Here is a 24,041-nt window from a genome sequence, read left to right as displayed (position 1 = left end):
CGAGCAGGGTCCAGACCCGGCTGAACACGGGGTCGCCCGTGGCGGACAGGCCGGCGGGCGCCTCGCCCGGGGCGGCCGGCACCAGCAGGGCGTCGAGCCCGTTCATCAGGGCGCGCACGGTGCGCCGGCCCGCGTCGGCCTGCGCGAGCGCCTGGCGGTAGTCGGCTTCGGCGCAGTCGCGTCCGCTTTGGAGCAGGGTATGCAGGGCTGCGCTGAGCTGTTCGGGATGCAGGCGCCATTCGATGTCGAGCTGGCGCGCGGCCTCGTAGGCCATCACCGTCTTCTGCGCCGCCAGCAGCCCGGCCGTCGCGGCAGGCATCGTGGCGTCGCGCAGGACGGCGCCGGCCGCTTCGGCGAGGCGCAGCGCCTGCTCGAAGGCGGCGGCGCCGCCGGCATCCGCCGCGGGCCATTCATGGGTGCGGCAGACGCCCAGGCGCAGCGCGCCCGGTGCCGGCGGCTGCAGGGGCTCGAAGGCAGCGCCGGCCATCGCGCAGCGCATCAGCTCCAGGTCGTCGGCGCTGCGCGCCAGCCAGCCCAGCGTGTCCAGCGAGGGCGAGAAGGGCTTGATGCCTTCCAGGCTCGCGAGTCCGAAACCCGGCTTGAGCGCGAACACGCCGCAGTAGGAGGCCGGCCGGATCAGCGAACCCGCTGTCTGCGTGCCGAAGGCGAGCGGCACCATGCCGGCGGCCACTGCGGCGGCCGAGCCGCTGGAGGAGCCGCCGGGCGTGTGCGCCGGGTTGCGCGGATTGGCGGTGGGGCCGGGCTGGAAGTAGGCGAATTCGGTGGTCACGGTCTTGCCCATCACCACCGCGCCGGCCGCGCGCGCCGCGCTCACGCAGTGCGCGTCGGCGGCAGGGCGGAAACCGTCGTAAATCGGCGAGCCGTAGCGCGTGGGCAGGTCCGCCGTTGCGATGATGTCCTTGACGCCCAGCGGCACGCCGCCCAGCAGCCCGGGCACGCCGCGCGCATCGAGGGCGCGCGCCGCCGCCAGCGCGCCTTCGGCATCGAGATGCTGCCAGGCGTGGATCGAGGGCTCATGCTCGGCGATGCGATCGAGGGCAGCGCGGGCCACGGCCTCGGCGCTCAGTTCGCCGCGGGCCAGGCCCTGCCGCACCGCGACGGCAGTCATCCCGGCGTAGGCGCTGCCGTTCATGCCAGAACTCCCGCGCCGCGCAGCGCCGCGATGTCCTCGTCGCTGCGGCCGAGGATTTCGCGCAGCAACGCATCGCCGTGCTCGCCCACCCTCGGCTCGCGCACGACCTGCGCCGTGCCGCCGCCGGCGAAGCGGGCCGGCTGCGGCACGATGCCGATCTCGCCGAACACCGGATGCGGCACCCGCGTCTCGACCCCGCGTGCGCGCACCTGCTCGGAGGCCATCGCCTGCCCGAGGTCGTGCACCGGGCCGGCCGGGATGTCGTGGGCCTGGCAACGCGCCACTGCCTCGTCGACCGTCAGGCCCGAGAGCCAGTCGGCGATCAGCGCGCGCAGTTCGGCCTGGTGCGTGCGGCGCGAGGCGCCCTCGGCAAAGCGCGGGTCCGCGGCCAGCGCGGGCCGGTCCATCGCCTCGCACAGCTGTGCGAACAGGGCATCGGTGGGCACCACCAGCGTCAGGTGGCCGTCGCGCGCGGCGAAGCAGTCCACCGGCACGGTGACCGGGTGGCGGTTGCCCACCCGCCCGGGCGCGCGGCCGGTGGCGCGCAACTGGCTCAAGCCCGTCATCTGCAGCGACATCATGGCGTCGAACATCGCGAGGTCGATGGTCTCGCCGGTGCCCGTGCGGTTGCGCGCCTGCAGCGCGGCCAGCACGGCCCAGGAACCGAAGAGGCCGGTCCACAGGTCGCTGATCGATTCGCCCGTCGCGGTGGGCGGGCCCGCGGGATCGCCGGTCAGCGACATCAGGCCCGACATGCCCTGGATGATCAGGTCGTAGGCTGGCAGACCCGTGGCCGGGCCGTGCTGGCCGAAGCCGGAGATGCTCAGATAGACCAGCCGCGGGTGGAGGGCCCGCAGCGTACCGGCGTCCACATGGAGCCGCTTCGCCACGCCGGGGCGGAAGTTCTCCACCACCACGTCGGCCGTGGCCGCGAGCTCCGCCACGATGGCCTGCGCGCGTTCGTCGCGCAGGTTGAGCGCCAGGCTCTTCTTGTTGCGGTTGATCATCGAGAAGTAGACGCTCGTGCCTTCGAGGAAGGGGCCGAAGTGGCGCGCGTCGTCGCCGCCCGGCGCCTCGATCTTGATCACCTCGGCGCCGAGGTCGGCCAAGAGCGCGGTGCAGTACGGTCCCGAGAGCACGCGCGACAGGTCGATCACGCGCAGGCCGGTCAGCAGTCCCATGGATGCATCTCCTCGGATTCAGAGCGAAGGCAGTTGAAGGCGATGGCGTGCCGCGGCCTCGATCGCGATGGGGTAGCCCGCATCGGCATGGCGCATCACGCCGGTGGCCGGGTCGTTCCACAGCAGCGTCTCGATGCGGCGTGCGGCGTCGGCCGAGCCGTCGGCCACCACGGCCATGCCGGCATGGGTGGAATAGCCGATGCCCACGCCGCCGCCGTTGTGCACGCTGACCCACGATGCGCCGCAGGCCGAGCTCAGCAGCGCGTTGAGGATCGGCCAGTCGGCCACGGCATCGGAGCCGTCGAGCATGCCCTCGGTCTCGCGGTTGGGGCTGGCGACCGAGCCCGAGTCCATGTGATCGCGGCTGATGGCAACCGGTGCCGAGAGCTCGCCGCTGGCCACCATCTCGTTGATGGCGAGGCCCGCGCGGTGCCGCTCGCCCAGGCCCAGCCAGCAGATGCGCGCGGGCAGCCCCTGGAAGCGGACGTGCTCGCGCGCCAGCGCCAGCCAGCGCTGGAGGGGCGCGTCGTCGGGGAAGAGCTGCGCGAGGCGCGCATCGGTCTTGTAGATGTCCTGCGGGTCGCCCGACAGCGCGACCCAGCGGAACGGGCCCTTGCCGCTGCAGAACAGCGGCCGCACGTAGGCCACCACGAAGGAGGGGAACTCGAAGGCGCGCGCCACGCCGCCGTCGAAGGCGACCTGGCGGATGTTGTTGCCGTAGTCGAAGACTGGGATGCCCATGTCCTTGAAGGCCAGCATCGCCTCGACGTGCGCGGCGATCGAGGCGCGCGCCGCCGTCTCCACCGCGGCCGGGTCGGCGGCACGCCCTTCGTTCCATTGCTGCTCGGTCCAGCCCGCGGGCACGTAGCCGTTGCGCAGGTCGTGCGCCGCGGTCTGGTCGGTTACCACGTCGGGCCGCATGCCGCCCGCCTGCGCACGGCGCACGAGCGCGGGCAGCATCTCGGCGGCATTGCCCAGCAGCCCGACCGACAGGCCGATGCGGCGTTCCTTCGCGTCGGCGATCAGCGTCAGCGCATCGTCCAGGTCGCGTGCCTGGCGGTCGAGGTAGCCGGTGCGCAGCCGCATGTCGATGCGGCTCTGCTGCGCCTCCACCACCAGCACCGCGGCCCCTGCCAGGCGACCGGCCAGCGGCTGGGAGCCGCCCATGCCGCCCAGGCCCGCGGTCAGCAGCCAGCGGCCGGCCAGCTCGCCGCCGAAGTGCTGGCGCGCCACTTCGCAGTAGGTCTCGTAGGTGCCCTGCACCGTGCCCTGGCTGCCGATGTAGAACCAGGAGCCAGCAGTCATCTGGCCGTACATCATGAGGCCCTGGCGCTCGAGCTCGTTGAAGTGGCTGGCCGTGGACCAGTGCGGCACCAGGTTGGCATTGGCGATCAGCACGCGCGGCGCGCCGGCGTGCGTGCGGAACACCCCGACCGGCTTGCCCGACTGCACCAGCAGCGTCTCGTCGGGCCGCAGCCGCTGCAGGCTGGCGACGATACGCTCGTAGGCCTCCCAGTTGCGTGCCGCCTTGCCGATGCCGCCATAGACCACCAGGTCGTCCGGACGCTCGGCCACCTCGGCGTCGAGGTTGTTCATGAGCATGCGCAGCGCGCCTTCGATGCTCCAGTTGGCGGTGTTCAGTTGCGTCCCGCGCGGCGCGCGCACCGGGCGCGGGCCTGCGGATATCAGCCGGTCGTTCATGCCAGGTCTCCGAAAGTTTCGGCCAGCAGCACGCTCTTGCCGACCGTGCCGCGCTGCGCCAGGTCCTGCAGCGCCAGCGGCAGCTCGGCAAAGGTATAGCTGCGCCCCGGCGCAATGCGGATCGCGCCGCGCGCATGCAGGCCGAGCAGTGCATCGACGGCGCGCTGCACCTGCGCCAGGCTCCAGTCGTGCGACCAGTAGACGCCGAGCGCCGAAAGGTTCTTCAGCAACAGGCGGTTGGCGGGGATCTGCGGAATCTGGCCACTGGAGAAGCCGACCAGCAGCAGCCGGCCGTTGCGCGCGATGCAGCGCAGGCTCTGCAGCGTGGCATCGCCGCCCACGGTGTCGACCACCACGTCGGCGCCGCCGTGCTCGCGCACGATGTCGGCCCATGAGTCTTCCATGCTGACCACCTCGTCGGCGCCGGCGGCGCGGCAGGCCTCGAACTTGGCGCGGTGGCCGACCAGCGCGATCGCGCGCGCGCCCGCCGCGCGCACCAGCTGCAGGCAGGCCAGGCCCACGCCGCCGGCCGCCGCATGCACCAGCACGGTCTCGCCCGGCTGCAGCCGCGCACGCTCGTGCAGCGCGATCCAGGCCGTGGGCCAGACCACCGGTAGCGTCGCGGCCGCGGCATCGTCCAGGCTCTCCGGCAGTCGGATCGCCATCGTCTCGCGCACCGCGGCGCAGTCGGCAAAGCCGCCCCATTCCACCTTGGCCGCGATGCGGTCGCCCACGCGCAGCGTGCTGCCCGGCGGTGCCTCGACCACACGGCCGGCGATCTCCTGCCCGGGCGAGAAGGGCGGCGGTGGCTTGACCTGGTACTGGCCCTTGAGCATCAGCAGGTCGGAGAAGTTGAGCGCCGCCGCCGTGATCTGCACCAGCACCTCGCCCGCTTGGGGCACGGGGCGCGGGACCTCGAGGCGCTGGAGGGCGGCGATGCCGGTGGGCTGGTCCACCAGCCAGGCTTTCATCGTCGGCTTGTTCATGTGGGTCACGCGGAACCCCCATTGCTAGAATGAATTTTCCCCACCGTCCCGGAAGCGCCGTGCCCCCAGTCCAAGGCGATCGAACGGCAGGCGAGGGCAGCGCCGAAATTCGCGCGCCCGACTTCTCGCTGCGCCAGCTCTCCTATTTCGTCGCGGTCGCGCGCCACCAGTCGCTGCACAAGGCGGCCGATGCGCTGCATGTCTCGGCGCCCGCAGTCTCGGCCGCCATCGCGCACCTGGAGGCCACGCTCAACGTCCAGCTGTTCCAGCGCCGCCATGCGCGCGGCCTGGTGCTGACCGAGGCCGGCAGCGCCTTCGCGGTGGAGTGCCGCAACCTGCTGCAGCAGGCCTGGGAAATCGGCTCGGGGCGGCTGATGGACCATCACGAAGTCCAGGGCCATGTGCACCTGGCTTGCTTGTTCTCCTTCGCGCCCTTTGTCATCCCGCCGCTGATGCGCCAGTTTGCCGATCGCTTTCCGAAGGCGCGGCTGTTCTGGCACGAGGGTCATCACGAGTACCTGCTCGAAGGCCTGCAGACCGGCGCCTTCGACCTTGCGCTGATGTACGACTTCGAGGTGCCCTCGGGCATCGAGTGCATCGTGCTGCGGCCCGCGCCGCTGCAGGCGGTGCTGCCGGCGGGGCATCCGCTGCTGGGCAAGCCGAAGCTCACCATCCGCGAGCTCGCGACCGAGCCACTGATCCTGCTGGACCTGCCGCGCACGCGCAACTACATGCTGTCGGCCTTCAGCGCCGACGGCGTGGCGCCGCGCATCGCGCACCGCGTCTACTCGATGACCATGCTGCTCGGGCTGGTGGCCAACGGCCACGGCTTCTCGCTCCTGAACTTCTGCCCCCCCGACACGCACTCGCGCGAGCTCGAGTCCACGCTGCGCACGCCCAACCTGGTGCTGGCGCATTCGCATCGCTACCGCTTCACGCGCACCGCGGCCGCGGTGGTGGAGATCGTCACCACGCTGGTCGACGACCTGGCCTTCACGGCTGGCTGAATCCGGGCTGCGGCGCATCGCGGCCTCACTGAGCGGTGGCGAGCTCGAACTTGCCGCTCTTCACCGTCAGCATGACCACACTCTCGGGCTTGGTGCCGAAGTGATCGGTGGGCGAGTAGGCGTAGAACGCGGTCACGCCGACATGGCTCTTCGTGCCTTCGATCGCGTCGCGCACGGCCGCCGGGTCGGTGCCGGCCTTGCGGATCGCCTCCATCAGCAGCATCGCCGCGTCGTAGCCGTTGCCGGCGAAGGTGGCGGGCAGCTTGCCGTACTTCTTCTCGTAGTCGCGCACGAAGCCCTCCACCACTGCCTTCTGCGCGTCGCCGGCCGGCAGCGAGGCGGTGACGTAGAGCTTGGACGAGGGCAGCAGCACGCCGTTGGCCGAATCGCCGGCCAGACGCAGGTAGTTGAAGTCGTTGGCCGAATGCGCCAGGTACAGCGGCGTCTTGATGCCCAGCGCACGATGGTTCTTGGTCGAAATGGCCAGGCCCGGTCCGGTGGCCCAGGCCACGGTGGCCTGAGCGTCGGAGCCGCGGATCTTGGTGAGCTGCGGCGAGATGTCGGTGTCGGCATTGCCGAAGGTTTCCTTGGCGACGATCTGCACGCCGAAGTCGCCCGCCAGCTTTTCCAGCGAATCGCGGCCGCTTGTCCCGAAGGCCACATCGGAATTCAGGATGGCGATCTTCTTGATGCCCTTGGCCTGCATGTCCTTGAGCATCGCGGTCTGCACCACCACGTCGGTCAGCGGCGCGAGGAAGGTGAACTTCTTCTGCTCGGGCGGCAGCACGATGCCGCGCGAGGCGCCGTTGGAGATCATCGGCACCCGGGCCTTCTCGATGGTGTCGACCACCGCGAAGGAAGAGCCGCTGCTCATCGGGCCGACGATCGCGACCACCTTCTCCTGCTCGATCAGCCGCTTGGCGGCCGACACCGTCTTGGTGTTGTCGCTCTCGGAGTTCACGTTCACGAACTGCACCTTGCGGCCGTTGATGCCGCCGGCCGCGTTCACCTGCTCGACGGCGAGCATCGCGCCATCCAGGCCGGGCTGGCCCAGCGAGGCGACGAAGCCGGAGGTTTCGAGCAGGCCGCCGATCTTGATGTCCTGGGCCTGGACGCCGGCCGAGACCAGCAGGGCGAGGGCAAGGGCTGCGAAGCGTTTCATGGTGGGTTCCTTCAGGGTTGCAGATCGGTGAAAACGTCGGCGAGCGCCTGCTCGAAGTGCGCGACCGAGGCTTGCCAGATGCCGCCGCCGATGCGGCCGCGCTCGCCCCGCGCGTCGAGCACGCCGAGCGCCACCACGGGCGCCTTGCGCGTGCCGGCCACGGCGCGCGCCGAGAGGCCGCAGCGCGCGTGCGATGCGGCGAAGGCCGGGTGCACGTCCCACAGCAGTGCGCGCGCGAGCGCCTCGGATGCTTCGGGCAGCCAGGCGCCGAGCGCCTGCATCTGCACCGGCGCATGGGCGAAGGCCATGGCGCCGAGCCCGAAGGCCTCGATCAGCGCGCTGTCGCCGATGGCGGGCAGGCGGTCGGATTCGGCGGCGCCGTCCTCGAGCTTGCCCACCGGCGGCGAGGACGCCGCCGTGTACCAGCGGCCCGGCCGGGCGGCGAGCTGCAGGCCCATCTGCACGCCGTTGCCGCCCATGGCGGTGACGAAGGCGCTGCCGGCGATGCCCTCGGCGGCTCCCAGCATGCACTTGACGGCGGCCATCCAGAGGTTGAGGAAGAAGCTCGGCGAGGCCGACAGGAAGCGATGCGCCTCGCTGCTCGGCCCCTCGCCGGGCGGCAAGGCGAAGGCCTGCATGAGCAAGGCCGTGGCCGCCTGCGTGCGTCCGTGGCAGTCGTCGCCATCGGCCAGCGCCTGGTCGGCGATCGGCAGCAGGTCGATGCCGCGCCGGCATGCGGCGCGGATGGCATCGGCGAAGGGGCCGTTGAGCCAATGGAGGTGCGTCACGACCTCGGGACCCGGCAACCCCAGGCGCAGGGCCGGGCCGCTGCCGCCGTTGAGCGGCGCATGGGCGGGCCTCGCCGTGCCGGCGGCATCGTGCACCACCTGCACCTGCTGCGAAGGCGACAGCACCGAGGCCAGCGGCACGGCGCAGCGGTGGTCCTGCGCGGGCGCGAGGCGGATGCGGCCGTCGGCCAGCATCGCGAGCGCCTCGCTGCGGGCCTCGGCCCAGCCTTCGAACACGAGCGCCGCAGCGGCCGAATTCGCGACCGGGGCCGGTACGGCGGCAGCGTTCTCGAAGGGCGGTCCGGCGTGCAGCACGGTGCGCTCGGGGAAGTCGATGACTTCGCTGGCAGACCGCAGATCGATGAGCTGCGGACGCACCCGCGCGATCGCATCGAAGGCGAGGGCGTCCGCTTCGTTCTTCATGCCGCGGCCACCATCGGTTCGTTCGCCGCGCCCGGATCGTCGCCTTCCCACCCCAGGTAGGCCTGCGTGATGTCCGGCCGCTCCAGCAGCTCGCGGCTGGTCCCCTGGGCCACCAGCCGGCCGTTGACCAGGATGTAGGCGCGGTCGGCCACCTGCAGTGCCGAGCGCGCGTTCTGCTCCACCATCAGCACCGTGACGCCCAGCTGCGTGAGACGCGGCAGCGACTCGAGGATCTCGCGCGAGACCTGCGGCGCGAGGCCGAAGGAGGGCTCGTCCAGCATCAGCAGCTTCGGCCGGTTCATGAGTGCGCGGCCGATTGCGAGCATCTGGCCCTCGCCGCCCGAGAGCGTGCCGGCCTGCTGGTGCAGCCGCTCGCGCAGCCGCGGGAAGAAGCGCAGCACTTCCTCGAGCACCTCGTCCATCTCGGCGGCGGCACGGCCCATGGGCCACAGCAGATTCATCAGCCCGGCCTTGCGCACCTGCGCATAGCGCCCGACCAGCAGGTTGTCGCGCACGCTCAGCGCCGGGAAGAGGGCGCGGCCTTCGGGCGCGAGGCTGATGCCGAGGCCGGCGCGCGCCTCCAGCGGCACGCCCGCGAGATCGGCGCCATTGAAGTGCAGCCGGCCCGCGGCCGGCGGCTCGGCACCCGCGATGGCCTTCAGCAGGCTCGACTTGCCGGCGCCGTTGGCGCCGATCAGCGCGACGATCTCGCCCTGGCGCACCTCGAGGCTGACCTGGTCCAGCGCCGTCAGGCCGTCGTAGCGCACGACGAGCCGGTCGATGCCGAGCAACTGCGGCGCGATCGAGGCGGTGGCGGCCGGCCGCACCGTCGCGGCCACGTCGGTATTGCCGAGGTAGGCCTCGATCACGGCCGGGTCGGCGCGCACCGCATCCGGCAGGCCGCGCGCGATCATGCGACCGTGGTCGAGCACCACCATGCGCTCGGCCAGCCGGCCCACGAAGCCCAGGTCGTGCTCGACGAAGACCACCGTGCTGCCGCGCTGGCGGATGCGCAAGATCACCTCGACCAGCAGGTTCTTCTCCACTGTGTTGAGACCGGCGCCGGGCTCGTCGAGGATCAGCAGCTCGGCGCCCGTGGCCAGCGCGCGTGCCACTGCGAGCAGGCGCTGCTGGCCGGCTGTCAACTGGGTCGCGGGGGCTTCGGCGAGGTGGTCGAGGCCCACCACCTGCAATTGCTTCAGTGCCTCCTCGCGCAGCTGCTGCCCCACGCGCTGTGCGCGGCCGATGCCCAGCAACCCGTCGAGCACGCCGCTGCCGCTCTTCGCCACGCCGGCGGCCATCACGTTCTCGCGCACCGAGAGGCCGCGCAACACCTCGGCGCCCTGGAAAGTGCGCACGAGGCCGCGGCGGTTGACCTGCTCGGCCGGCAGGTGGTCGATGCGCTCGCCCTTGAAGCGCACCTCGCCGCTGTTCGCGGGCACCGCGCCCGAGATCACGTTGAGCATGGTGGACTTGCCCGCGCCGTTGGGGCCGATCAGCGCCAGGATCTCGCCCCGGCGCACGTCGAAGGACACGGCGTCGAGCGCCTGGAGCCCGCCGAAACGGCGGCAGACCTCGCGCACGTCCAGGAGGATCTCGCCTCTGCTCATGCCGCAGACTCCTTGTGCGCAGGCACGACCCGGCGATACAGGTCGACCAGCCCGGCCAGCAGCCCGCGCGGGCAGTAGATCATCACCACCACCAGCAGCACGCCGTAGATCACCACGTCGTAGCGGCCGAAGGGCTTGAGCAGCTCGCTGATCAGCACCACGAAGAACACGCCGAAAAGCACGCTCCAGGTGCCGGCGAAGCCGCCCAGCGCGACGATCAGCAGCAGTCGGATCGAAAAGCCGACGTCGAAGGGCCCGGGGCTGATGTAGCCCAGCCAGTGGGCGTAGAGCGCGCCGCCCAGGCCGGCGTAGGCGCCGCTGAGCGCCATGATCTGCCTCTTGAGCCGCGCGCTCGCGATGCCGATGGAGCCGGCCACCGGCTCGCTCTCCGCCACCACGCGCATGCTGAGGCCGGCCGGCGACTGCACCAGGTTGCCCGCCAGCAGCATGCCGATCAGGCAGACCCCCCAGACCAGCGGGTACATCGCCATGTCGGAGCCGAGGGCGAAGCCGGCGAAGGACAGCGGCCGGATGTCGGGCAGTCCGTCCTGCCCGCCGGTCAGCCAGCGCCATTCGACGAAGCCCACGTGCACGATGATGCCGAAGGCCAGCGTCGCCATCGCGAGATGGTGGCCGCGCAGCCGGAACACCAGCCAGCCGATGGCCCAGGCCGCCAGCGTGGAAAGCGCGGTGGCGAGCACCAGCGCCAGCCAGGGGCTCAGGCCCAGCGACTTGGTGGCGATGGCCGATGCATAGGCGCCCAGGCCCACGAAGGCCGCATGCCCGAGCGAGATCTGGCCGGTGTAGCCCATCAGCAGCGACAGGCCCAGGGCTGGCAGCGCGAACAGCGCCGCCACCACGAAGAGGTTGGTCAGGTAGGCATTGCCGATCGCATACACCGCGGCCAGGAAGCCCGCCAGGAGCAGCAGCTTCTTCATCATCGCTTCACCGTGCCGAGTTCGCCGAGAAGGCCGCCCGGGCGCAGGAAGAGGAAGACCAGCAGCATCACGAACGCGATCGCGTTCTTGAAGCCGGAGCTCAGGTAGCCGGTGGAAAAGGCTTCGAGCAGGCCGAGCACCAGCCCGCCGAGCGCGGCGCCGATGGGGTTGCCGAAGCCGCCGATGATGCAGGCCACGAACCCTTTGATGCCGAGGAAGACGCCGCTGTCGTACTGCATGAGCGCGATGGGCGCGACGATCACGCCGGCGATGGCACCCGTCAGCCCCGACAGCAGGAAGCCGATGGCGCGCATCGTGCGCGTGGGAATGCCCATCAGGCCCGCGGCACGGGGGTCCATGGCGCAGGCGCGGTAGGCCTTGCCGAGGTAGGTGCGCGTGTAGAACACGTAGAGCGCCACCATCAGCAGCGCGGCGCTGCCCAGGATCCAGAGCGCTTGCGGCGGCACGGTCACGCCGCCCAGGCTGATCGGCTGCTCGCCCGAGAAGGCGGGCAAGGGCTGCGCATCGGTGCCCCAGACGAGCACGGCGATGCCCTGGAAGGCCACGCCCACGCCGATGGTGATGATGATGCCGCGCATCACGTCCGGGCCCGCCGGCCGAATCGCCACGCGCTCCATCACGACCCCCAGCAGTCCGACCGCCAGCACCGAGGCCGCGATCGCCACCGGCAGCGAGGCGCCGAAGCCCAGCAGGCCCACCGCGCCGAGGGCGCCCAGCATCGAGGCGTCGCCCTGCGCGAAGTTCACGATGCCGGTCACGTTGTAGACCGCCGTGTAGCCGATTGCGATCAGGCCGTAGATGCAGCCCACCACCAGGCCGGAGGCCAGGTACTGGAAGAACTCGGTCATGCCGGCGTCCCCGCGGGTGCGACCTGCATCCACGACTCGGAGAACGCGAGGAAGGCGGTGCTCTTCTTCGTGTCGGCGAAGTCGCGGATCGCGATACGGCCCTTCAGCGGCTTGCCGTTGATGGTGACTTCGGCCTCCGCGGCGTCGAGGAACAGGCTGTACATCTGGTGCTCCTGGGTCGGGCCCTTCTCGGCCGGCATGTCGACCGCATAGGGCTGGCCGAGGCCGCCCCAGGTCATCACCACCTCGAAGCCGTCGGACTTCACGATCTCCTGGTAGCGCGAGCGCGTGTCGCCGGCGCGCTGCACCTCGGTGGCCGCCAGGTAGCTGATCGCGCCGATGCCCGGCGAGACGCGGAAGGAGGCGAAGCGCGAGAAGAACCGGTCGACCAGGAAGCGCGCCAGCGCCTCGTTGTCGCTGATGCAGAAGTTGTGCACCTCGGGCAGGCCGCGGGCGGTGCCGGGCTGGTCGAGCACGACCACGCCGCTGCCCATGCCGTAGGGCGAATAGACCACGCGGAAGAAGGTGGCCAGGCCGGTCCAGGGGCCGTCCTGCCTTTCCTTCAGGTAGATGCCGGGGTTCTCGCCGGTCCAGTCGACGCGGCCGGGGTGGATGGGGGATGGCATGGAAGAGCGCTCCTCGATGACGATGGGTTCGGGTGTCGAAGGGCCTTCAGGCCACGGCTTCGCGCTGTCGCTCGGCGAACTCGCGGATCAGTGCGCGCACCTGCTGCAGCCGGTCGGCCTGCTCCTGGTGCGGGCCCTTGACGACGATCTCGGTGATGGCCTTGCTGACGGCCCGCAAGAGCGCGCCGTCGGCCTCGCGGTCACCGCCGCGCGCGGGCACGGGCACGACCGTGTCGTGCGTGTAGGTGGGGATCAGGCCGCCGCTGCGCACCGGCGAGAGGGTGGGCTCGCCGCCCTCGGCCACGCGCTTGATCTGGCGGCGCAGCAGCTGGCGCAGCATGGCCACGCCGCGGTCGCAGCGCGTGAGGTTCTCCAGCGCGTGGATCGCGATCGGGCGCTGCGAGATCTGCGCGTCGTAGTCGCCGGGGATGCGCTGGCGCTCCTCGTAGGGCCGATCGCCGCCCTGGCCGAAGAAGTCCACCGACTCGGGGCCGCACCGGCTCTCGTCGGCCAGGCCGCGCGGGTCGGCATCGGCATGAAAGTGGCGCCAGCCGATGATGCGGCAGGTCGTGTTGTCCACCGGCGTGGTCCAGCGCGTGATGGCGACGCGCGCGAACTCCTTCGGGGTCGAGCCATCTTCCCACACATGGCCCACCTGCGCCAGGTTGGGCAGCAGGATGTCGTTGGAGCGCACCCAGACGTTGTCGCCCCAGCGGCGCGAGGTCACGTAGATCATGCCGGTGGGCGTGGGCACGAAGTCCATCTCCGGCAGTTCGCCCCAGACGTCCGCGAAGTGCGAGAAGCTGATGCGCGTGTGCAGGAACACCGCGTGCGCCGGGTCCATCACGTTCTCGTGCACCTGCAGCCAGTTGCAGGGGTAGGTGATGTAGTAAGGCACCAGCCGGTCGCCCGGATGCTCGTAGGAGTCGTAGATCGGGAACTCGGGCTTCAGTGCGGGTGGGCCGAAGTAGCCGAAGACCAGGCCCTTGTACTCATGCACCGGGTAGGCGCCGTGGCAGAGGCTGTGGCGCAGCGTGGATTCGGGCGGGTCGCCGGGCGTCTCGAGGATGGTGCCGTCCACGCCGTACAGCCAGCCGTGGTAGCAGCAGCGCAGGCCGTTGTCCTCGCAGATGCCGAACTCGAGCGAGCTGCCGCGATGGCTGCAGTGCGGCTCCAGCAGGCCGACCTGCCCGTTCTTCGCACGGAACAGCACCAGCGTCTCGCCGAACATGCGCACCTTGACCGGCAGCTCCCCCAGCTCGGAGGACAGCGCCACGGGCTGCCAGAAGCGGCGCAGGTATTCGCCGGCCGGCGAGCCGCGCTCGACATGGGTGAGATCCGCGTCCTCGGCCGGCGTCTGCTCGCGCTCGTAGGCCGAAAACGGTTTGATCAACAGGACCTTGTAGGACATCCGTGGCTCCGTGCATGCCCCGTGGGACGGGCGATGCGAGGGATCGTAGGGATGGCCGGAGGTCTGGACAATTCACATGATCGATGCGGAGAGTTCAGCTTTTCCGAACGTCAGGGTTCACCCGCACCCGATACCAACACGTGGTATCTTTTGAACAAGTTTGCCGCATCAGCGCCCATCAAAACCACCGGCCGCAGCACGCGCGAACGTAGCCGCGCGGCTCACCAGGAGTCATCGCCATGGAACACATGATTCAGCTGCACATCGAGAAGCTGCCCGAGGGCGTGTACCTGGCCACCAGCGACGAGGTGCAAGGCCTCATCGCGCAGGGCCGCACGATTCAGGAGACCATCGAGATCGCGCGCGATGTGGCCAGGAAGTTGATCGAGGCGCAGAGCGGCCCCATCAACCCCCCGCTGCGGCCGGTACGCGAGGTCTTCGACTACCCGCTCATCGTCGCCACCTGATGGGCGCGCTGGCGGGCTTTCGGTATCGGGACATCGTCAAGCGCCTGAAGCAACTCGGCTTGGAATTCCACCGCCAGGCGGCGGGCTCGCACGAGATCTGGTTCAACCCGGCGCTGAACCGGTACACCACCATTCCCAACCACCCCGGCGACATGCCCGAGGGAACGCTGCGCGCAATCCTCAAACAGGCCGGCATCGACGCCGAGTCCTTCGTGCAAAAGTAGGGACGCCCGAGGTCCCGCCAGATGGCAGCCTCGGAATTCGTCAGGCGGCCACGGCCCGCTCCGGCGCGAACATCGCCTCCATCTCGCGGCGCAGCTTGTACGCATGCGTGCCGGTGTCCATCGCCACATCGGCCCAGCAAAGGCTCTGCCCCTTCTTCACCGGGCGCACCAGCTTCACGTTGTGCGCGAGCCCGAGCGGCAGTCCGCCGAGCCGCATCGAGCGCTCCGCCGGCAGCAGCTTGCCCCACACCGTGTAGCCGCCTTCGCCGTCGAGCGTCTCGCCCGCCGCGAGGTCGCGCTTGGCGGTGGCGACCACGTCGGCGTTCCAGCAGGTGGCCACGCCGGTGGGCTCGCCGCGCAGCGCCACGCTCGCCACCGAGACGCCGACCTCCAGGCCGATCAGGTGCCAGCGCTTGTAGAGCGTGAAGTAGCGCCCGCTCGGGTCGGTGTGGGCGTTGTATTCCTCGAAGCAGTTCCTGATGTAGTCGGTCTCGGCCTCGACCGTGACCCACACGCCCATGCGGATGTCGTAGGGGATGCGGCGGCCGTCGGCCTCCAGCGAGGACACCACCTCCACCATGCCCTTGCGCTCGAGCACGCCGCCTTCGCTCTTCGGCCGCGTGACGAAGGGGATGTCCTCCACGCTGGCCGGCGGGTAGAGCAGGCCGTCGGAGGGCACGCCGAGCCCGGTGGCGTTGGCGACCGCCGCGCTCTCGATCGAGGGCTTGGAGCCGTCGAGGAAGCTGTTGAACATCTTGGGGTTGAGGCCGCCGCGCTTCGCCTGCTCGGGCGTGAGGCCGTAGTGGCCCCACACCGTCTCGGGCGTCGATTCGCTGAAATGCGGCAGCCACTTGTGGCCGCGCCCGGCCGCCACCACCGGGAAGCCGCAGGTGCGCGCCCAGTCGACCAGGTCGCAGATCAGCGCCGGCTGGTCGCCGAAGGCGAGCGAGTACAGCACGCCGGCCTGCTGCGCGCGGCGCGCGAGCAGCGGGCCGCAGAAGGCGTCGGCCTCCACCGTGACGTTGACCACGTGCTTGCCGTGCGCGAAGGCATCGAGGCAGTGCTCCACGGCGGCGACGGGGTTGCCGGTGCACTCGACCACGATGTCGATGGACGGCTCGCGCGTCAGGGCCTGCCAGTCCTCGGTGATCCAGGTCGTGCCGTTCTGCAGCGCCTCCTGCACCGAGCGGGCGGCGGCGCGCTCGGGCTTCCAGCCGACGCGCTCGAGGTTCGTGCGCGCCGCATCGGGAGACAAGTCGGCGATGGCCACGAGTTGCACGCCGGGGGTGCGCGGGATCTGCGCCAGGTACATGGCGCCGAACTTGCCGGCGCCGATCAGGCCGATGCGCACCGGCTTGTTCTCGGCGGCGCGCTGCTGGAGTCGTTGATGCAGGCTCATGGCTTCAGGTCCTTGCGGTGTGGTCGATGTTCTCGGCGCCGCGCGAACTCCAGGCGGTCGATCAGCTCCTGGGGAAGTCGCCGCGCCCGCGCGATGTCCACCGCGTCGCGGCCCTGCGGATCCGCGATCGACGGATCGGCGCAGGCGTCGATGAGAAGACCGAGCGTCTTGATCCGCTTCAGCCTGGCCGCATAGAAGAGGGCGGTCTCGCCTTCCGCTTTCAGGTCGAGCGCCGGCCGAGTCTTCAGGAGCTCGCGGCACATCGCGTCGTCGTCTCGCCAGACCACGGCCCACAGCGAGTGGCTGGCGTTCGCGCCCCGTTGCAGGAGGAAGCGGACCAAGGGAAGGTTCTCGCCGCGCGCCACGGCATACCAGAGGGGCGTCGCACGAAAGTCGCCGTCGTCTTCATCCATCGGCACCGCGCCCTCGAGCTCGGCGCCGGCGTCGAGCAGGCAGGTCACGGTCTCGATGCCATTCGGTTCCGCGAGCTGCGCGCTGCCGCCGGGCTTGACCGTGCAAGCCAGGTGCAGGGCCGTGCGGCCACGAGGGTCGCTCGCGTTGACCAGCTCAGGTGCGGCGGCCAGCGCTGCCGCGACGGCAGGCGCGTCCCAGTTCCTGGCCGCGGCGAAGAGCGATGTCCTGGACGGCGCTCGCATGTTCACCGCCGCGAGCAGACGCTGACGACCACCTTGCAGGGCTCGGTGGGCAGATGGCTTTCGCATTGGCCCGCAGCCGCCTTGCCCGCGGCGCTGGCCGTGGACGCGACGGCCGTTCCCCACTCCCCGTAGTTGCCGGTGGCGAGTGCGCCGCAGGCGCGATCGAAGTAGGCGCGGACGGCACAGGCGCCCGGGCGGCCCGCTGCGCGATCGCATTGGGCGCGGGCAGCAAGCTCGGCGGCACCGCGGGAAGGTTGGTCGAAGGCGTAGCCATACCACCCCTGCAGGGTTGCGATCGCTCCCCAGCTTGGGCTGGGCTCGGCATGGACGGTAAACACGGCGAGGGCGAGACACGGCAGCAAGGCAAGCAGGCCGGGCAGGCGGGCAGGACGTGATCGAAAGCGCATCCCCAAAGGATCGCACAACTAGCCGGGAACGATGCCGCCCGCGCTGAGGTGCAGCACCCGGTCGGCCCGCGCCGCGGCCGCCTCCGAATGCGTGACCAGCACAAGCGAGGCGCCGTGCTCGCGCGTCTGCGCGAACAGCACCTCCATCACCTTCGCTGCGGTGCCCGGGTCGAGATTGCCGGTGGGCTCGTCGGCCAGCAGCAGCGCAGGCCGGTGCACCAGCGCACGCGCGATGGCCACGCGCTGAAGCTGGCCGCCGCTCAGCTGCCGGGGCAGGCGCTCGCCCAGGCCCGCGAGGCCCACCGCCTCGAGCATGTGCGCCACGCGCGCCGGGGCTGCCTGCTTCAGCAGCATGAGCGGCAAGGCGACGTTCTGCGCCACGTCCAGATGGGGCAGCACATGGAAGGCCTGGAACACGAAGCCCACCTGCCGGCGGCGCCAGAGCGCGCGCGCCTCGCCGTCGAGCCCGCCAATGTCGACGCCGTCGTGCACGATGGTCCCCGCGTCCCAGCTGTCCAGGCCGGCCATGCAGTTGAGCAGCGTGGACTTGCCCACGCCCGATTCGCCCACGATGGCGACGAACTCGCCAGGCGCGACCGCGAGCGAGACTTGCTCGAAGACGGTGCTGTCGCCGTAGCGCTTGGCCAGGCCCTCGACTTTCAGCGTCATGGCGTGCCTTCGCCTTCGGCTACGGTGCTATTCGCCTTGGGAGCGGCCCGGCGGCTCATGCGATCTCGCCCACCGCGGCCACGATGCGCGCGATCGCATCGGGCGCCTCGGCCGGCACGACGCGCCGTGCGGGCATGCTGCGCAGCCAGGTGATCTGCCGCTTGGCCAGCTGGCGCGTGGCCGCGATGCCGCGCTCGCGCAGCTCGGCCAGGGGCCAGGCGCCGTCCAGCGCTTCCGAGGCCTGGCGGTAGCCCACGCTGCGCATCGAAGGCAGATCGGGCGCGAGGTCGCCGCGCGCGCGCAGGGCCAGTACCTCGTCGAGGAAGCCTGCCGCCAGCATCGCGTCGAAGCGCTCGGCGATGCGCTGGTGCAGCCACGCGCGCTCCGTGGGCTCGAGCGAGAAGAGCGCCACCGGTGGCAGGCCGCCCGCACGTTCCGAGGCATGGAAGCTGGAGATCGCGCGCCCGCTGGTGAGCCAGACTTCCAGCGCGCGCTGGATGCGCTGGCTGTCGTTGGGCGCGAGCCGCGCGGCGGTAGGCGCATCGACCTGCGCCAGCCGCGCATGCATCGCGGGCCAGCCGAGCGCGGTGGCCTCGGCTTCCAGCCGGCTGCGCACCTCGGGGTCGGCCGCGGGCATCGCATCGATGCCGTCGGCGAGCGCCTTGAAGTACAGCATGGTGCCGCCCACCAGCAGCGGCAGGCGGCCCCGCGCGCGGATCTCGGCGACGAGGCGCGTGGCATCGGAGACGAAGGCCGCCGCGCTGTAGGGCTCGCGCGGATCGCGGATGTCGATCAGGTGGTGCGGCGCGATGGCGCGTTCGGCGGCGCTGGGCTTGGCGGTGCCGATGTCCATGCCGCGGTAGACCAGGGCCGAGTCGACGCTGACGATCTCCACCGGCCGCGCACGGGCGATTGCGAGCGCGGCCGCGGTCTTGCCCGACGCCGTGGGGCCGGCCAGGGCCACGTAGCCGACCTCAGTGGCCATGGGCTTCGCCGTAGCGGCGCACCAGCGTCCAGGCGACCAGCGCGATGCACACGCTCCAGAACCACATGCCCAGCGCCAGCGGCAGCACGGTGCCGTCCATGCGCGCGCCCAGCCAGCCGCCGATGCCGAAGGCCGCCAGCATCATCAGGAAGCCGTTGAGCGCCGAGGCCGCGCCGGCGGCCTGCGGGAAGGGGCCGACGGCCCCGGTCTGGCCGCAGGGCTGGTGCACGCCGTGCGCCAGCATGATCAGCGTCTGCGGAACGACGAGTGCCCACACCGTGTGCACGCCGGCCAGCGCCAGCAGGCCCATCGCGGTGCCGCCGAGCAGCGTCAGCCACGCGGCGCGCGCCACGCTGCCGCGCACGCCGAAGCGCGGCAGCCAGCGCCGGCAGACGAAGGTGCCCACGATGTAGGCCAGCGAGTTCCACAGCATCACCAGGCCGTACTGCGTCTTCGTGAGCCCGAGCACCTGGATGAAGACGAAGGAGGAGGCGGCGAGGAAGGTGAAGAGCAGGCCGTAGGCAGCGGTGGTGAGCGCGGAGAAGGCCAGGAAGGTGGGATGGCGCAGCACCATCGTCCAGGTGGCGGCCAGCGTCGAGAGGCGCAGCGCGTCGGGATTGTGCTGCGCCAGCGACTCGTCGAAGCGCAGCCAGACCAGCGCCAGCGCCAGCGCGCCGAACAGGGCCGGCACCGCCAGGGCGAGGCGCCAGCCGAACAGGTCGGACACCAGGCCGCCCACCGGCGCGCACAGGCAGGCGATCAGGCCGAGGCCGGTGAGCGCGCGCGACATCATGTGCGCGCCGTCGGCCGGCTGGTAGAGGTCGCGCACGATCGCGCGCGCCGCCATCACCGCGGCGCCCATGGCCGCGCCCTGCAGCGTGCGCCAGACGATCAGCAGCTCGATCGATGCGGCGACGGCGCCGCCGGCGCTCGCCAGCACGTAGGCCGCGAGGCCCCACAGCAGCACCGGCCGGCGGCCGAAGCGGTCGGACAGCGGGCCGAGCACCAGCTGCGCACAGCCGAAGGCCAGGAGCAGTGCGCTCAGCGTGAGCTGGGCCTGGCCCATGGCCGCGCCGAAGCCGGCCGTCAGCGCGGGCAGGGCGGGCAGGTAGAGGTCGGTGGTGACGGGCTGGATGCCGAGCAGCAGCGCCAGCAGCAGGGCCACGAGCGCGGGGGACATGCGTGAGCCGGGCGTCTCGGCAGAGGGGACAGCGGGAGCTGCGATGGGCGGCATGCGCCCGAGGGTAGCAAATGCGATCCGCCGAAGCGGCGGGGCGGGGATCAGATCTTGTGCGGCGGCGCCGAGCCGGCATCGCGCTGGTCGGCGGGCGGCATCGGCCGCGCGGCAGGTGTCACGCGCGGCGCGGCCGCTTCTTCCTGGGCCTGCGCCGCAAGCACGGTGGGCGGCTTCATGCGGAACAGCTGGGCCAGCGCGGCGCGGTACTGCACCTCGCCGATGGAGCCGGTACTGTGGTGCGAGCCGCCCTCGACCAGCACGAACTGCTTGGGCACGGTGGCGGCCTCGTAGAGCTTGCGTCCGAGGGTCGGGTTGATCAGGCTGTCGGCGCTGCCGTGCACCACCAGCAGCGGGGCGCCGATGTTCTTGACTTTGGCGATCGCCTCGAAGCGCTGCGTGATGAAGGGGCCGAAGGGCAGCCAGCCCCATTTGAAGCTGCCGACCACGTCGGCGATGGAGGTGAAGGTGCTCTCGACGATGGTGCCGCTTTCGTCGTTCACCTGCGCGGCCAGGTCGATGCCGATCGCGCCGCCCAGCGAGTGGCCGAAGATGTAGCGGTGCTGCTTGGGGTGCCGCGCCGCAAGCCAGATCCAGGCGGCGCGCGCGTCCTCGCGGGCGGAGTCCTCGGAGGGCAGGGCCTTGCTGCTCTTGCCGAAGCCGCGGTAGTCGATGGCGAGCACCGAGAAGCCCAGCTCGTGCATGCGCCGCATGCGGGGCGCCGAGCCGCCCACGTTGTACTTGGCCCCGTGCAGGTAGAGCAGCACCGGGGTGTCGGCCGATTCCGGCGCGCCGCCCAGCCAGAGGCCGTGCAGCCGCACCGGCTGGCCCGTGACCTTGGAGTCGAAGTCGATCCAGACATGCTCCATGCCTTCGCTCATGGCCTCGGAGTTGCCCCAGCTGCGGTCGCTGGGCTGGAAGATCCATTCGCGCTGCCGCTCGTCGAGGGTGGAGCAGCCCCCGGCCAGCAAGGCGACCAGGGCGGTAGCGGAGGCGAAGAGGGACCAGGACTTCATCGGAAAGCTGAATGACAGGCGATTGAGACGAAAGTTCAACTCAAGAGTGCCATGCAACGGCCGTGCCCGGGGTCTCGATGACGCGTGAAAACCCTTGGTTACGCGGCCAACTTGCGACAAATGTGCGGAAGTTGGCGGCAAGCGGACTCAGCGGCCGCGCATGAACAGGCTGTCGAGCTCTCGAACAGAGAGCTGGCGCCAGGTCGGCCGGCCATGGTTGCACTGGTCCGAGCGCTCGGTCGCTTCCATCTGGCGTAACAAGGCGTTCATCTCGTCGATGGTCAGCCGGCGGTTGGCGCGCACCGCGCCGTGGCAGGCCATGGTCGAGAGCAGCTCGTTCTGGGCCCGCTGCACCACGGTGCTGGCGTCGTGCTGGGCCAGCTCGGCCAGCACGCTGCGCGCCAGCTCCACCGGGTCGCCATCGGCCAGGGTCCCGGGCACCGCGCGCACCGCCAGCGTGCGCGGCGAGAAGGGTGTGATCTCCAGGCCGAGCGCGGGCAGCACCGCCGCGCAGGCCTCGGCGGTGGCGACTTCCTGGGGCGTGGCGGCGAAGGTGGCGGGGATCAGCAGCGGCTGGCTGGCGATGGCGGCGCCGTCCAGCTGGGTCTTCAGGCGCTCGTAGACGATGCGCTCGTGGGCCGCGTGCATGTCGACGATCACCAGGCCCTGGCTGTTCTCGGCCAGGATGTAGATGCCCTGGAGCTGGGCCAGGGCGCGGCCCAGGGGCCAGGCCTGGTCGTCCGCCGGCGGCGCGGGCCGGGCGGCCGGCTGCGCGAAGGCAACGGCCGGGAAGGCCTCTGCCGTCCCCGGCGCAGTGACGGGGGACGATGCCGCCAGCGGCTCGCGCCGCTCGCTGGGCCACATCGCCGCCGCGTCGCCCAGGCCGCGCTCGGCCGCGAAATGCATCGACGGTTGGCTCCACGCCGGGACGACCGGCGCGCTGCGCGGCTTGAAGAAGGGCTCGGCCGGCACCGCAGTCGCATCGCCGGCGCGCGGGGCGGCCAGCGCGTTCTCGATTGCCTGGCGCACCGCCTGGTGCACCTCGCGCCCATCGCGGAAGCGCACCTCGATCTTGGTCGGATGCACGTTGACGTCGACCCGCGCCGGATCGATCTCGAGGTAGAGCGCGTAGACCGGCTGGCGCTGGCCATGCAGCACGTCTTCATAGGCGCTGCGCACCGCGTGGGCCAGCACCTTGTCGCGCACGAAGCGGCCGTTGACGTAGAAGAACTGCTGGTCGGCCCGCGAGCGCGCGGCGTCGGGAATGCCGGCGCGGCCGGTGACGCGCACCGGACCGGCGGCATGCTCGACCGCCACGCTCTGCGCGACGAACTCGTCGCCCAGCGTGTCGGCCAGACGCGGCTCGCGCGCCTCGGCAGCGCGCCATTGCTCGATCAGCTTGCCTTCGTGCCAGACCGCGAAGCCGACCTCGGGCCGCGCCAGCGCATGGCGCCGCACGGCCTCGATGCAGTGGGCCAGCTCGGTGGCGTCGGTCTTCAGGAACTTGCGGCGCGCGGGCGTGGCGAAGAAGAGCTCGCGCACTTCGACCGTGGTGCCGGTGGCGCGCGCCACGGGGCGCAGCTCGCCGGTGCGGCCGTCGAGCGCGAAGGCGCCGTCGGCGCCTGCCGCGCGCGACAGCAGGCTGAGCTCGGCGATGGCGTTGATGGCGGCCAGCGCCTCGCCGCGAAAGCCCATGGTGCCCACGGTCTCCAGGTCGCCGAGGCTGGCGATCTTGCTGGTCGCGTGGCGGCGCAGCGCCAGCGGCAGCTCGTCGCGCGGCAGGCCCTGGCCGTCGTCCTCGACCGAGATCAGGCGCACGCCGCCGGCTGCGAGCCGCACCGTGACCTGGCGCGCGCCGGCGTCGAGGGCGTTGTCGAGCAGCTCGCGCACCACCGAGGCCGGACGCTCCACCACTTCGCCGGCGGCGATCTGGCTGATCAGTTCATCGGGGAGTTCGCGGATGGGGCGGCGCGCGGCCGGGGGGAGGGCAGAGGGAAGGGCGCTCACGCGGTCATTCTAGAAGGGCTTCCCGGAGGGCGCGTGCGCCGCACCCGGATAATGCGCGCCCATGGAAATCATCAGCTTCTTGGTCGACTTCATCCTTCACGTCGACAAACACCTGGAGACCTTCGTCATCGCTTACGGACCCTGGGTCTACGCGCTGCTGTTCCTGATCGTCTTCGTCGAGACCGGGCTGGTGGTCATGCCCTTTCTGCCGGGCGATTCGCTGCTCTTCATCGTGGGTGCGCTGTGCGGCGCGGGGCTGATGAGCTTCGGGATCGCGGTGCCAGTCCTGATCGCCGCGGCGATCCTGGGCGACCAGTGCAACTACAGCATCGGGCGCTACTTCGGGCCCAAGGTCTTCCAGTGGGAGAGCTCGCGCTTCTTCAACCGCAAGGCCTTCGACCAGGCCCACGACTTCTACGAGCGCTACGGCGGCATCACGATCGTGCTGGCGCGCTTCATGCCTTTCATTCGCACCTTCGCGCCCTTCGTGGCGGGGGTGGCCGAGATGACGCGCGGCAAGTTCAGCCTCTACAACATCGGCGGCGGCCTGCTGTGGGTGGTGGGCCTGTGCACGGCGGGCTACCTGTTCGGCAACCTGCCCTTCGTGAAGGAGCACCTGGACAAGATCATCTGGGCGTTGATCATCGTGCCGGGGTTGATCGCGATCTTCGGTGCCTGGCGCGCGGGCCGCACGCCTTCCTCGGCGCGCTGATCGCGGGGCGTCAAAAAAAAGGCGTGCCATCGGCACGCCTTCCGCATTCAACGCGGGAAGCGGGGCTCAGTAGGTCGGCCCGTTGTAGGGGTAGTAGCCGCCACTGCGTTGTCCGCGGTAGTAGTTGCGTTCGTCGGCGCGGCGACCCACCTGGTTGCCGATCAGGCCGCCGATGGCGGCGCCACCCACCGTGCTGGCCGTGTTGCCGCCGATGGCGTTGCCGACCACCGCGCCGCCCACTGCGCCGCCCGCCGTGCCCCATTGCTCATTCGGTCCTGCTGCGCAGCCCGCCAGCGTCATGATGGCCGTGGCCGCACCGGCCGTGATCCAGAGACGTGTGTTCATGATGTCCACCTTTCGAGGAGTGATGGACTCATTCTGGGAAGTTGCGGTCTCGTGGTTGTAGGAGT

Annotated in this window: 24 protein-coding genes; 4 read left to right on the top strand and 20 right to left on the bottom strand. The window is 71.0% G+C overall.

What is annotated here, in order from left to right:
* The 4 genes from GXN78_RS29300 to GXN78_RS29285 all read right to left on the bottom strand — a co-directional run.
* The coding region (locus GXN78_RS29300) for an amidase (protein ID WP_164255839.1) at nucleotides 1–1,153 on the bottom strand (1,153 nt) is incomplete at its 3' end.
* The gene (locus GXN78_RS29295; protein ID WP_106554264.1) at nucleotides 1,150–2,334 is read right to left on the bottom strand and encodes a CoA transferase; all 1,185 of its coding nucleotides are present in this window, start codon (nucleotides 2,332–2,334) and stop codon (nucleotides 1,150–1,152) included. The genes GXN78_RS29295 and GXN78_RS29300, both read right to left, overlap by 4 nt.
* Before the next feature lie 18 nt (nucleotides 2,335–2,352).
* Complete coding sequence (gene hutU, locus GXN78_RS29290) at nucleotides 2,353–4,035, bottom strand: urocanate hydratase (RefSeq protein WP_106554265.1); 1,683 nt, start codon at nucleotides 4,033–4,035, stop codon at nucleotides 2,353–2,355.
* Nucleotides 4,032–5,021 (bottom strand): NADPH:quinone oxidoreductase family protein, encoded by a 990-nt coding sequence (locus GXN78_RS29285; protein ID WP_106554266.1) that lies wholly within the window; start codon nucleotides 5,019–5,021, stop codon nucleotides 4,032–4,034. Before GXN78_RS29285 ends, hutU begins: the two co-directional genes overlap by 4 nt.
* Before the next feature lie 59 nt (nucleotides 5,022–5,080).
* Between GXN78_RS29285 and GXN78_RS29280 the strand changes: the two genes are divergently transcribed.
* A complete protein-coding gene (locus tag GXN78_RS29280) occupies nucleotides 5,081–6,028 on the top strand; it encodes a LysR family transcriptional regulator (protein WP_239142961.1) in 948 nt (315 codons plus the stop codon).
* Between the two features lie 25 nt (nucleotides 6,029–6,053).
* On the opposite strand, the gene GXN78_RS29275 is transcribed toward GXN78_RS29280, so the two are convergent.
* From GXN78_RS29275 to GXN78_RS29245, 7 genes are read right to left on the bottom strand one after another with little or no spacing between them, the layout of a single operon-like run.
* On the bottom strand, nucleotides 6,054–7,190 hold the full coding sequence (locus GXN78_RS29275; RefSeq protein ID WP_106554267.1) for an ABC transporter substrate-binding protein: 1,137 nt from the start codon (nucleotides 7,188–7,190) through the stop codon (nucleotides 6,054–6,056).
* Between the two features lie 11 nt (nucleotides 7,191–7,201).
* A complete protein-coding gene (locus tag GXN78_RS29270) occupies nucleotides 7,202–8,401 on the bottom strand; it encodes a DUF1116 domain-containing protein (RefSeq protein ID WP_106554268.1) in 1,200 nt (399 codons plus the stop codon).
* Nucleotides 8,398–10,011 carry an ATP-binding cassette domain-containing protein gene (locus GXN78_RS29265; protein WP_106554269.1) on the bottom strand — a complete coding sequence of 538 codons (1,614 nt, stop codon included), beginning with the start codon at nucleotides 10,009–10,011 and terminating at the stop codon, nucleotides 8,398–8,400. Before GXN78_RS29265 ends, GXN78_RS29270 begins: the two co-directional genes overlap by 4 nt.
* Nucleotides 10,008–10,949, bottom strand: a complete 942-nt coding sequence (locus tag GXN78_RS29260) for a branched-chain amino acid ABC transporter permease (protein WP_106554270.1) — start codon at nucleotides 10,947–10,949, stop codon at nucleotides 10,008–10,010. The genes GXN78_RS29265 and GXN78_RS29260 overlap by 4 nt, the downstream gene beginning before the upstream one ends.
* Nucleotides 10,949–11,818 (bottom strand): branched-chain amino acid ABC transporter permease, encoded by an 870-nt coding sequence (locus GXN78_RS29255; protein WP_106554393.1) that lies wholly within the window; start codon nucleotides 11,816–11,818, stop codon nucleotides 10,949–10,951. The genes GXN78_RS29260 and GXN78_RS29255 overlap by 1 nt, the downstream gene beginning before the upstream one ends.
* Nucleotides 11,815–12,444: a hypothetical protein gene (locus GXN78_RS29250; protein WP_106554271.1), complete on the bottom strand. Its 630-nt coding sequence runs from the start codon at nucleotides 12,442–12,444 to the stop codon at nucleotides 11,815–11,817. Before GXN78_RS29250 ends, GXN78_RS29255 begins: the two co-directional genes overlap by 4 nt.
* 46 nt (nucleotides 12,445–12,490) lie before the next feature.
* A complete protein-coding gene (locus GXN78_RS29245) occupies nucleotides 12,491–13,855 on the bottom strand; it encodes an aromatic ring-hydroxylating dioxygenase subunit alpha (protein ID WP_106554272.1) in 1,365 nt (454 codons plus the stop codon).
* Between the two features lie 239 nt (nucleotides 13,856–14,094).
* Between GXN78_RS29245 and GXN78_RS29240 the strand changes: the two genes are divergently transcribed.
* Both GXN78_RS29240 and GXN78_RS29235 read left to right on the top strand, forming a co-directional pair.
* Nucleotides 14,095–14,322: a DUF1902 domain-containing protein gene (locus GXN78_RS29240; RefSeq protein WP_106554273.1), complete on the top strand. Its 228-nt coding sequence runs from the start codon at nucleotides 14,095–14,097 to the stop codon at nucleotides 14,320–14,322.
* Nucleotides 14,322–14,546, top strand: a complete 225-nt coding sequence (locus GXN78_RS29235; protein ID WP_106554274.1) for a type II toxin-antitoxin system HicA family toxin — start codon at nucleotides 14,322–14,324, stop codon at nucleotides 14,544–14,546. The genes GXN78_RS29240 and GXN78_RS29235 overlap by 1 nt, the downstream gene beginning before the upstream one ends.
* Before the next feature lie 40 nt (nucleotides 14,547–14,586).
* Here GXN78_RS29235 and GXN78_RS29230 read toward each other — a convergent pair whose 3' ends face one another.
* From GXN78_RS29230 to mutL, 8 genes are all read right to left on the bottom strand, one after another.
* Nucleotides 14,587–15,945 carry a Gfo/Idh/MocA family oxidoreductase gene (locus GXN78_RS29230; RefSeq protein ID WP_106554275.1) on the bottom strand — a complete coding sequence of 453 codons (1,359 nt, stop codon included), beginning with the start codon at nucleotides 15,943–15,945 and terminating at the stop codon, nucleotides 14,587–14,589.
* The gene (locus GXN78_RS29225) at nucleotides 15,942–16,601 is read right to left on the bottom strand and encodes an ankyrin repeat domain-containing protein (RefSeq protein ID WP_164255837.1); all 660 of its coding nucleotides are present in this window, start codon (nucleotides 16,599–16,601) and stop codon (nucleotides 15,942–15,944) included. The genes GXN78_RS29230 and GXN78_RS29225 overlap by 4 nt, the downstream gene beginning before the upstream one ends.
* A gap of 2 nt (nucleotides 16,602–16,603) precedes the next feature.
* Complete coding sequence (locus GXN78_RS29220; RefSeq protein WP_106554277.1) at nucleotides 16,604–17,008, bottom strand: DUF4189 domain-containing protein; 405 nt, start codon at nucleotides 17,006–17,008, stop codon at nucleotides 16,604–16,606.
* Between the two features lie 18 nt (nucleotides 17,009–17,026).
* Entirely contained in the window at nucleotides 17,027–17,677 is a 651-nt protein-coding gene (locus GXN78_RS29215) for an ABC transporter ATP-binding protein (protein ID WP_106554278.1), read from the bottom strand.
* A gap of 55 nt (nucleotides 17,678–17,732) precedes the next feature.
* A complete protein-coding gene (gene miaA / locus GXN78_RS29210) occupies nucleotides 17,733–18,662 on the bottom strand; it encodes a tRNA (adenosine(37)-N6)-dimethylallyltransferase MiaA (protein WP_106554279.1) in 930 nt (309 codons plus the stop codon).
* Nucleotides 18,652–19,842: a Bcr/CflA family efflux MFS transporter gene (locus tag GXN78_RS29205; RefSeq protein ID WP_181360464.1), complete on the bottom strand. Its 1,191-nt coding sequence runs from the start codon at nucleotides 19,840–19,842 to the stop codon at nucleotides 18,652–18,654. The genes miaA and GXN78_RS29205 overlap by 11 nt, the downstream gene beginning before the upstream one ends.
* Before the next feature lie 101 nt (nucleotides 19,843–19,943).
* On the bottom strand, nucleotides 19,944–20,912 hold the full coding sequence (locus GXN78_RS29200) for an alpha/beta fold hydrolase (protein ID WP_106554280.1): 969 nt from the start codon (nucleotides 20,910–20,912) through the stop codon (nucleotides 19,944–19,946).
* Between the two features lie 147 nt (nucleotides 20,913–21,059).
* Entirely contained in the window at nucleotides 21,060–22,919 is a 1,860-nt protein-coding gene (mutL, locus tag GXN78_RS29195) for a DNA mismatch repair endonuclease MutL (protein WP_106554281.1), read from the bottom strand.
* Nucleotides 22,920–22,980: 61 nt separating this feature from the next.
* Between mutL and GXN78_RS29190 the strand changes: the two genes are divergently transcribed.
* Nucleotides 22,981–23,631 (top strand): DedA family protein, encoded by a 651-nt coding sequence (locus tag GXN78_RS29190; protein WP_106554282.1) that lies wholly within the window; start codon nucleotides 22,981–22,983, stop codon nucleotides 23,629–23,631.
* A gap of 66 nt (nucleotides 23,632–23,697) precedes the next feature.
* Here the strand turns inward: GXN78_RS29190 and GXN78_RS29185 are convergent, their stop codons facing one another.
* Nucleotides 23,698–23,976 carry a glycine zipper domain-containing protein gene (locus GXN78_RS29185; protein ID WP_106554283.1) on the bottom strand — a complete coding sequence of 93 codons (279 nt, stop codon included), beginning with the start codon at nucleotides 23,974–23,976 and terminating at the stop codon, nucleotides 23,698–23,700.
* Nucleotides 23,977–24,041: the final 65 nt, after the last annotated feature.

Origin of the sequence: Variovorax sp. WS11 (assembly GCF_010499245.1) — a bacterium.
GTDB lineage: Bacteria > Pseudomonadota > Gammaproteobacteria > Burkholderiales > Burkholderiaceae_C > Variovorax.
The sequence above is the reverse complement of the archived record's forward strand: the minus strand, read 5'-3'. Positions and strand labels throughout refer to the sequence as shown.

Excerpts from the sequence above, each read along its gene's own strand:
- GXN78_RS29295 (WP_106554264.1), bottom strand. The coding sequence starts at position 2,334 with ATGGGACTGCTGACCGGCCTGCGCGTGATCGACCTGTCGCGCGTGCTC.
- hutU (WP_106554265.1), bottom strand. The coding sequence starts at position 4,035 with ATGAACGACCGGCTGATATCCGCAGGCCCGCGCCCGGTGCGCGCGCCG.
- GXN78_RS29285 (WP_106554266.1), bottom strand. The coding sequence starts at position 5,021 with ATGAACAAGCCGACGATGAAAGCCTGGCTGGTGGACCAGCCCACCGGC.
- GXN78_RS29275 (WP_106554267.1), bottom strand. The coding sequence starts at position 7,190 with ATGAAACGCTTCGCAGCCCTTGCCCTCGCCCTGCTGGTCTCGGCCGGC.
- GXN78_RS29270 (WP_106554268.1), bottom strand. The coding sequence starts at position 8,401 with ATGAAGAACGAAGCGGACGCCCTCGCCTTCGATGCGATCGCGCGGGTG.
- GXN78_RS29265 (WP_106554269.1), bottom strand. The coding sequence starts at position 10,011 with ATGAGCAGAGGCGAGATCCTCCTGGACGTGCGCGAGGTCTGCCGCCGT.
- GXN78_RS29260 (WP_106554270.1), bottom strand. The coding sequence starts at position 10,949 with ATGAAGAAGCTGCTGCTCCTGGCGGGCTTCCTGGCCGCGGTGTATGCG.
- GXN78_RS29255 (WP_106554393.1), bottom strand. The coding sequence starts at position 11,818 with ATGACCGAGTTCTTCCAGTACCTGGCCTCCGGCCTGGTGGTGGGCTGC.
- GXN78_RS29250 (WP_106554271.1), bottom strand. The coding sequence starts at position 12,444 with ATGCCATCCCCCATCCACCCCGGCCGCGTCGACTGGACCGGCGAGAAC.
- GXN78_RS29245 (WP_106554272.1), bottom strand. The coding sequence starts at position 13,855 with ATGTCCTACAAGGTCCTGTTGATCAAACCGTTTTCGGCCTACGAGCGC.
- GXN78_RS29240 (WP_106554273.1), top strand. The coding sequence starts at position 14,095 with ATGGAACACATGATTCAGCTGCACATCGAGAAGCTGCCCGAGGGCGTG.
- GXN78_RS29235 (WP_106554274.1), top strand. The coding sequence starts at position 14,322 with ATGGGCGCGCTGGCGGGCTTTCGGTATCGGGACATCGTCAAGCGCCTG.
- GXN78_RS29230 (WP_106554275.1), bottom strand. The coding sequence starts at position 15,945 with ATGAGCCTGCATCAACGACTCCAGCAGCGCGCCGCCGAGAACAAGCCG.
- GXN78_RS29225 (WP_164255837.1), bottom strand. The coding sequence starts at position 16,601 with ATGCGAGCGCCGTCCAGGACATCGCTCTTCGCCGCGGCCAGGAACTGG.
- GXN78_RS29220 (WP_106554277.1), bottom strand. The coding sequence starts at position 17,008 with ATGCGCTTTCGATCACGTCCTGCCCGCCTGCCCGGCCTGCTTGCCTTG.
- GXN78_RS29215 (WP_106554278.1), bottom strand. The coding sequence starts at position 17,677 with ATGACGCTGAAAGTCGAGGGCCTGGCCAAGCGCTACGGCGACAGCACC.
- miaA (WP_106554279.1), bottom strand. The coding sequence starts at position 18,662 with ATGGCCACTGAGGTCGGCTACGTGGCCCTGGCCGGCCCCACGGCGTCG.
- GXN78_RS29205 (WP_181360464.1), bottom strand. The coding sequence starts at position 19,842 with ATGTCCCCCGCGCTCGTGGCCCTGCTGCTGGCGCTGCTGCTCGGCATC.
- GXN78_RS29200 (WP_106554280.1), bottom strand. The coding sequence starts at position 20,912 with ATGAAGTCCTGGTCCCTCTTCGCCTCCGCTACCGCCCTGGTCGCCTTG.
- GXN78_RS29190 (WP_106554282.1), top strand. The coding sequence starts at position 22,981 with ATGGAAATCATCAGCTTCTTGGTCGACTTCATCCTTCACGTCGACAAA.
- GXN78_RS29185 (WP_106554283.1), bottom strand. The coding sequence starts at position 23,976 with ATGAACACACGTCTCTGGATCACGGCCGGTGCGGCCACGGCCATCATG.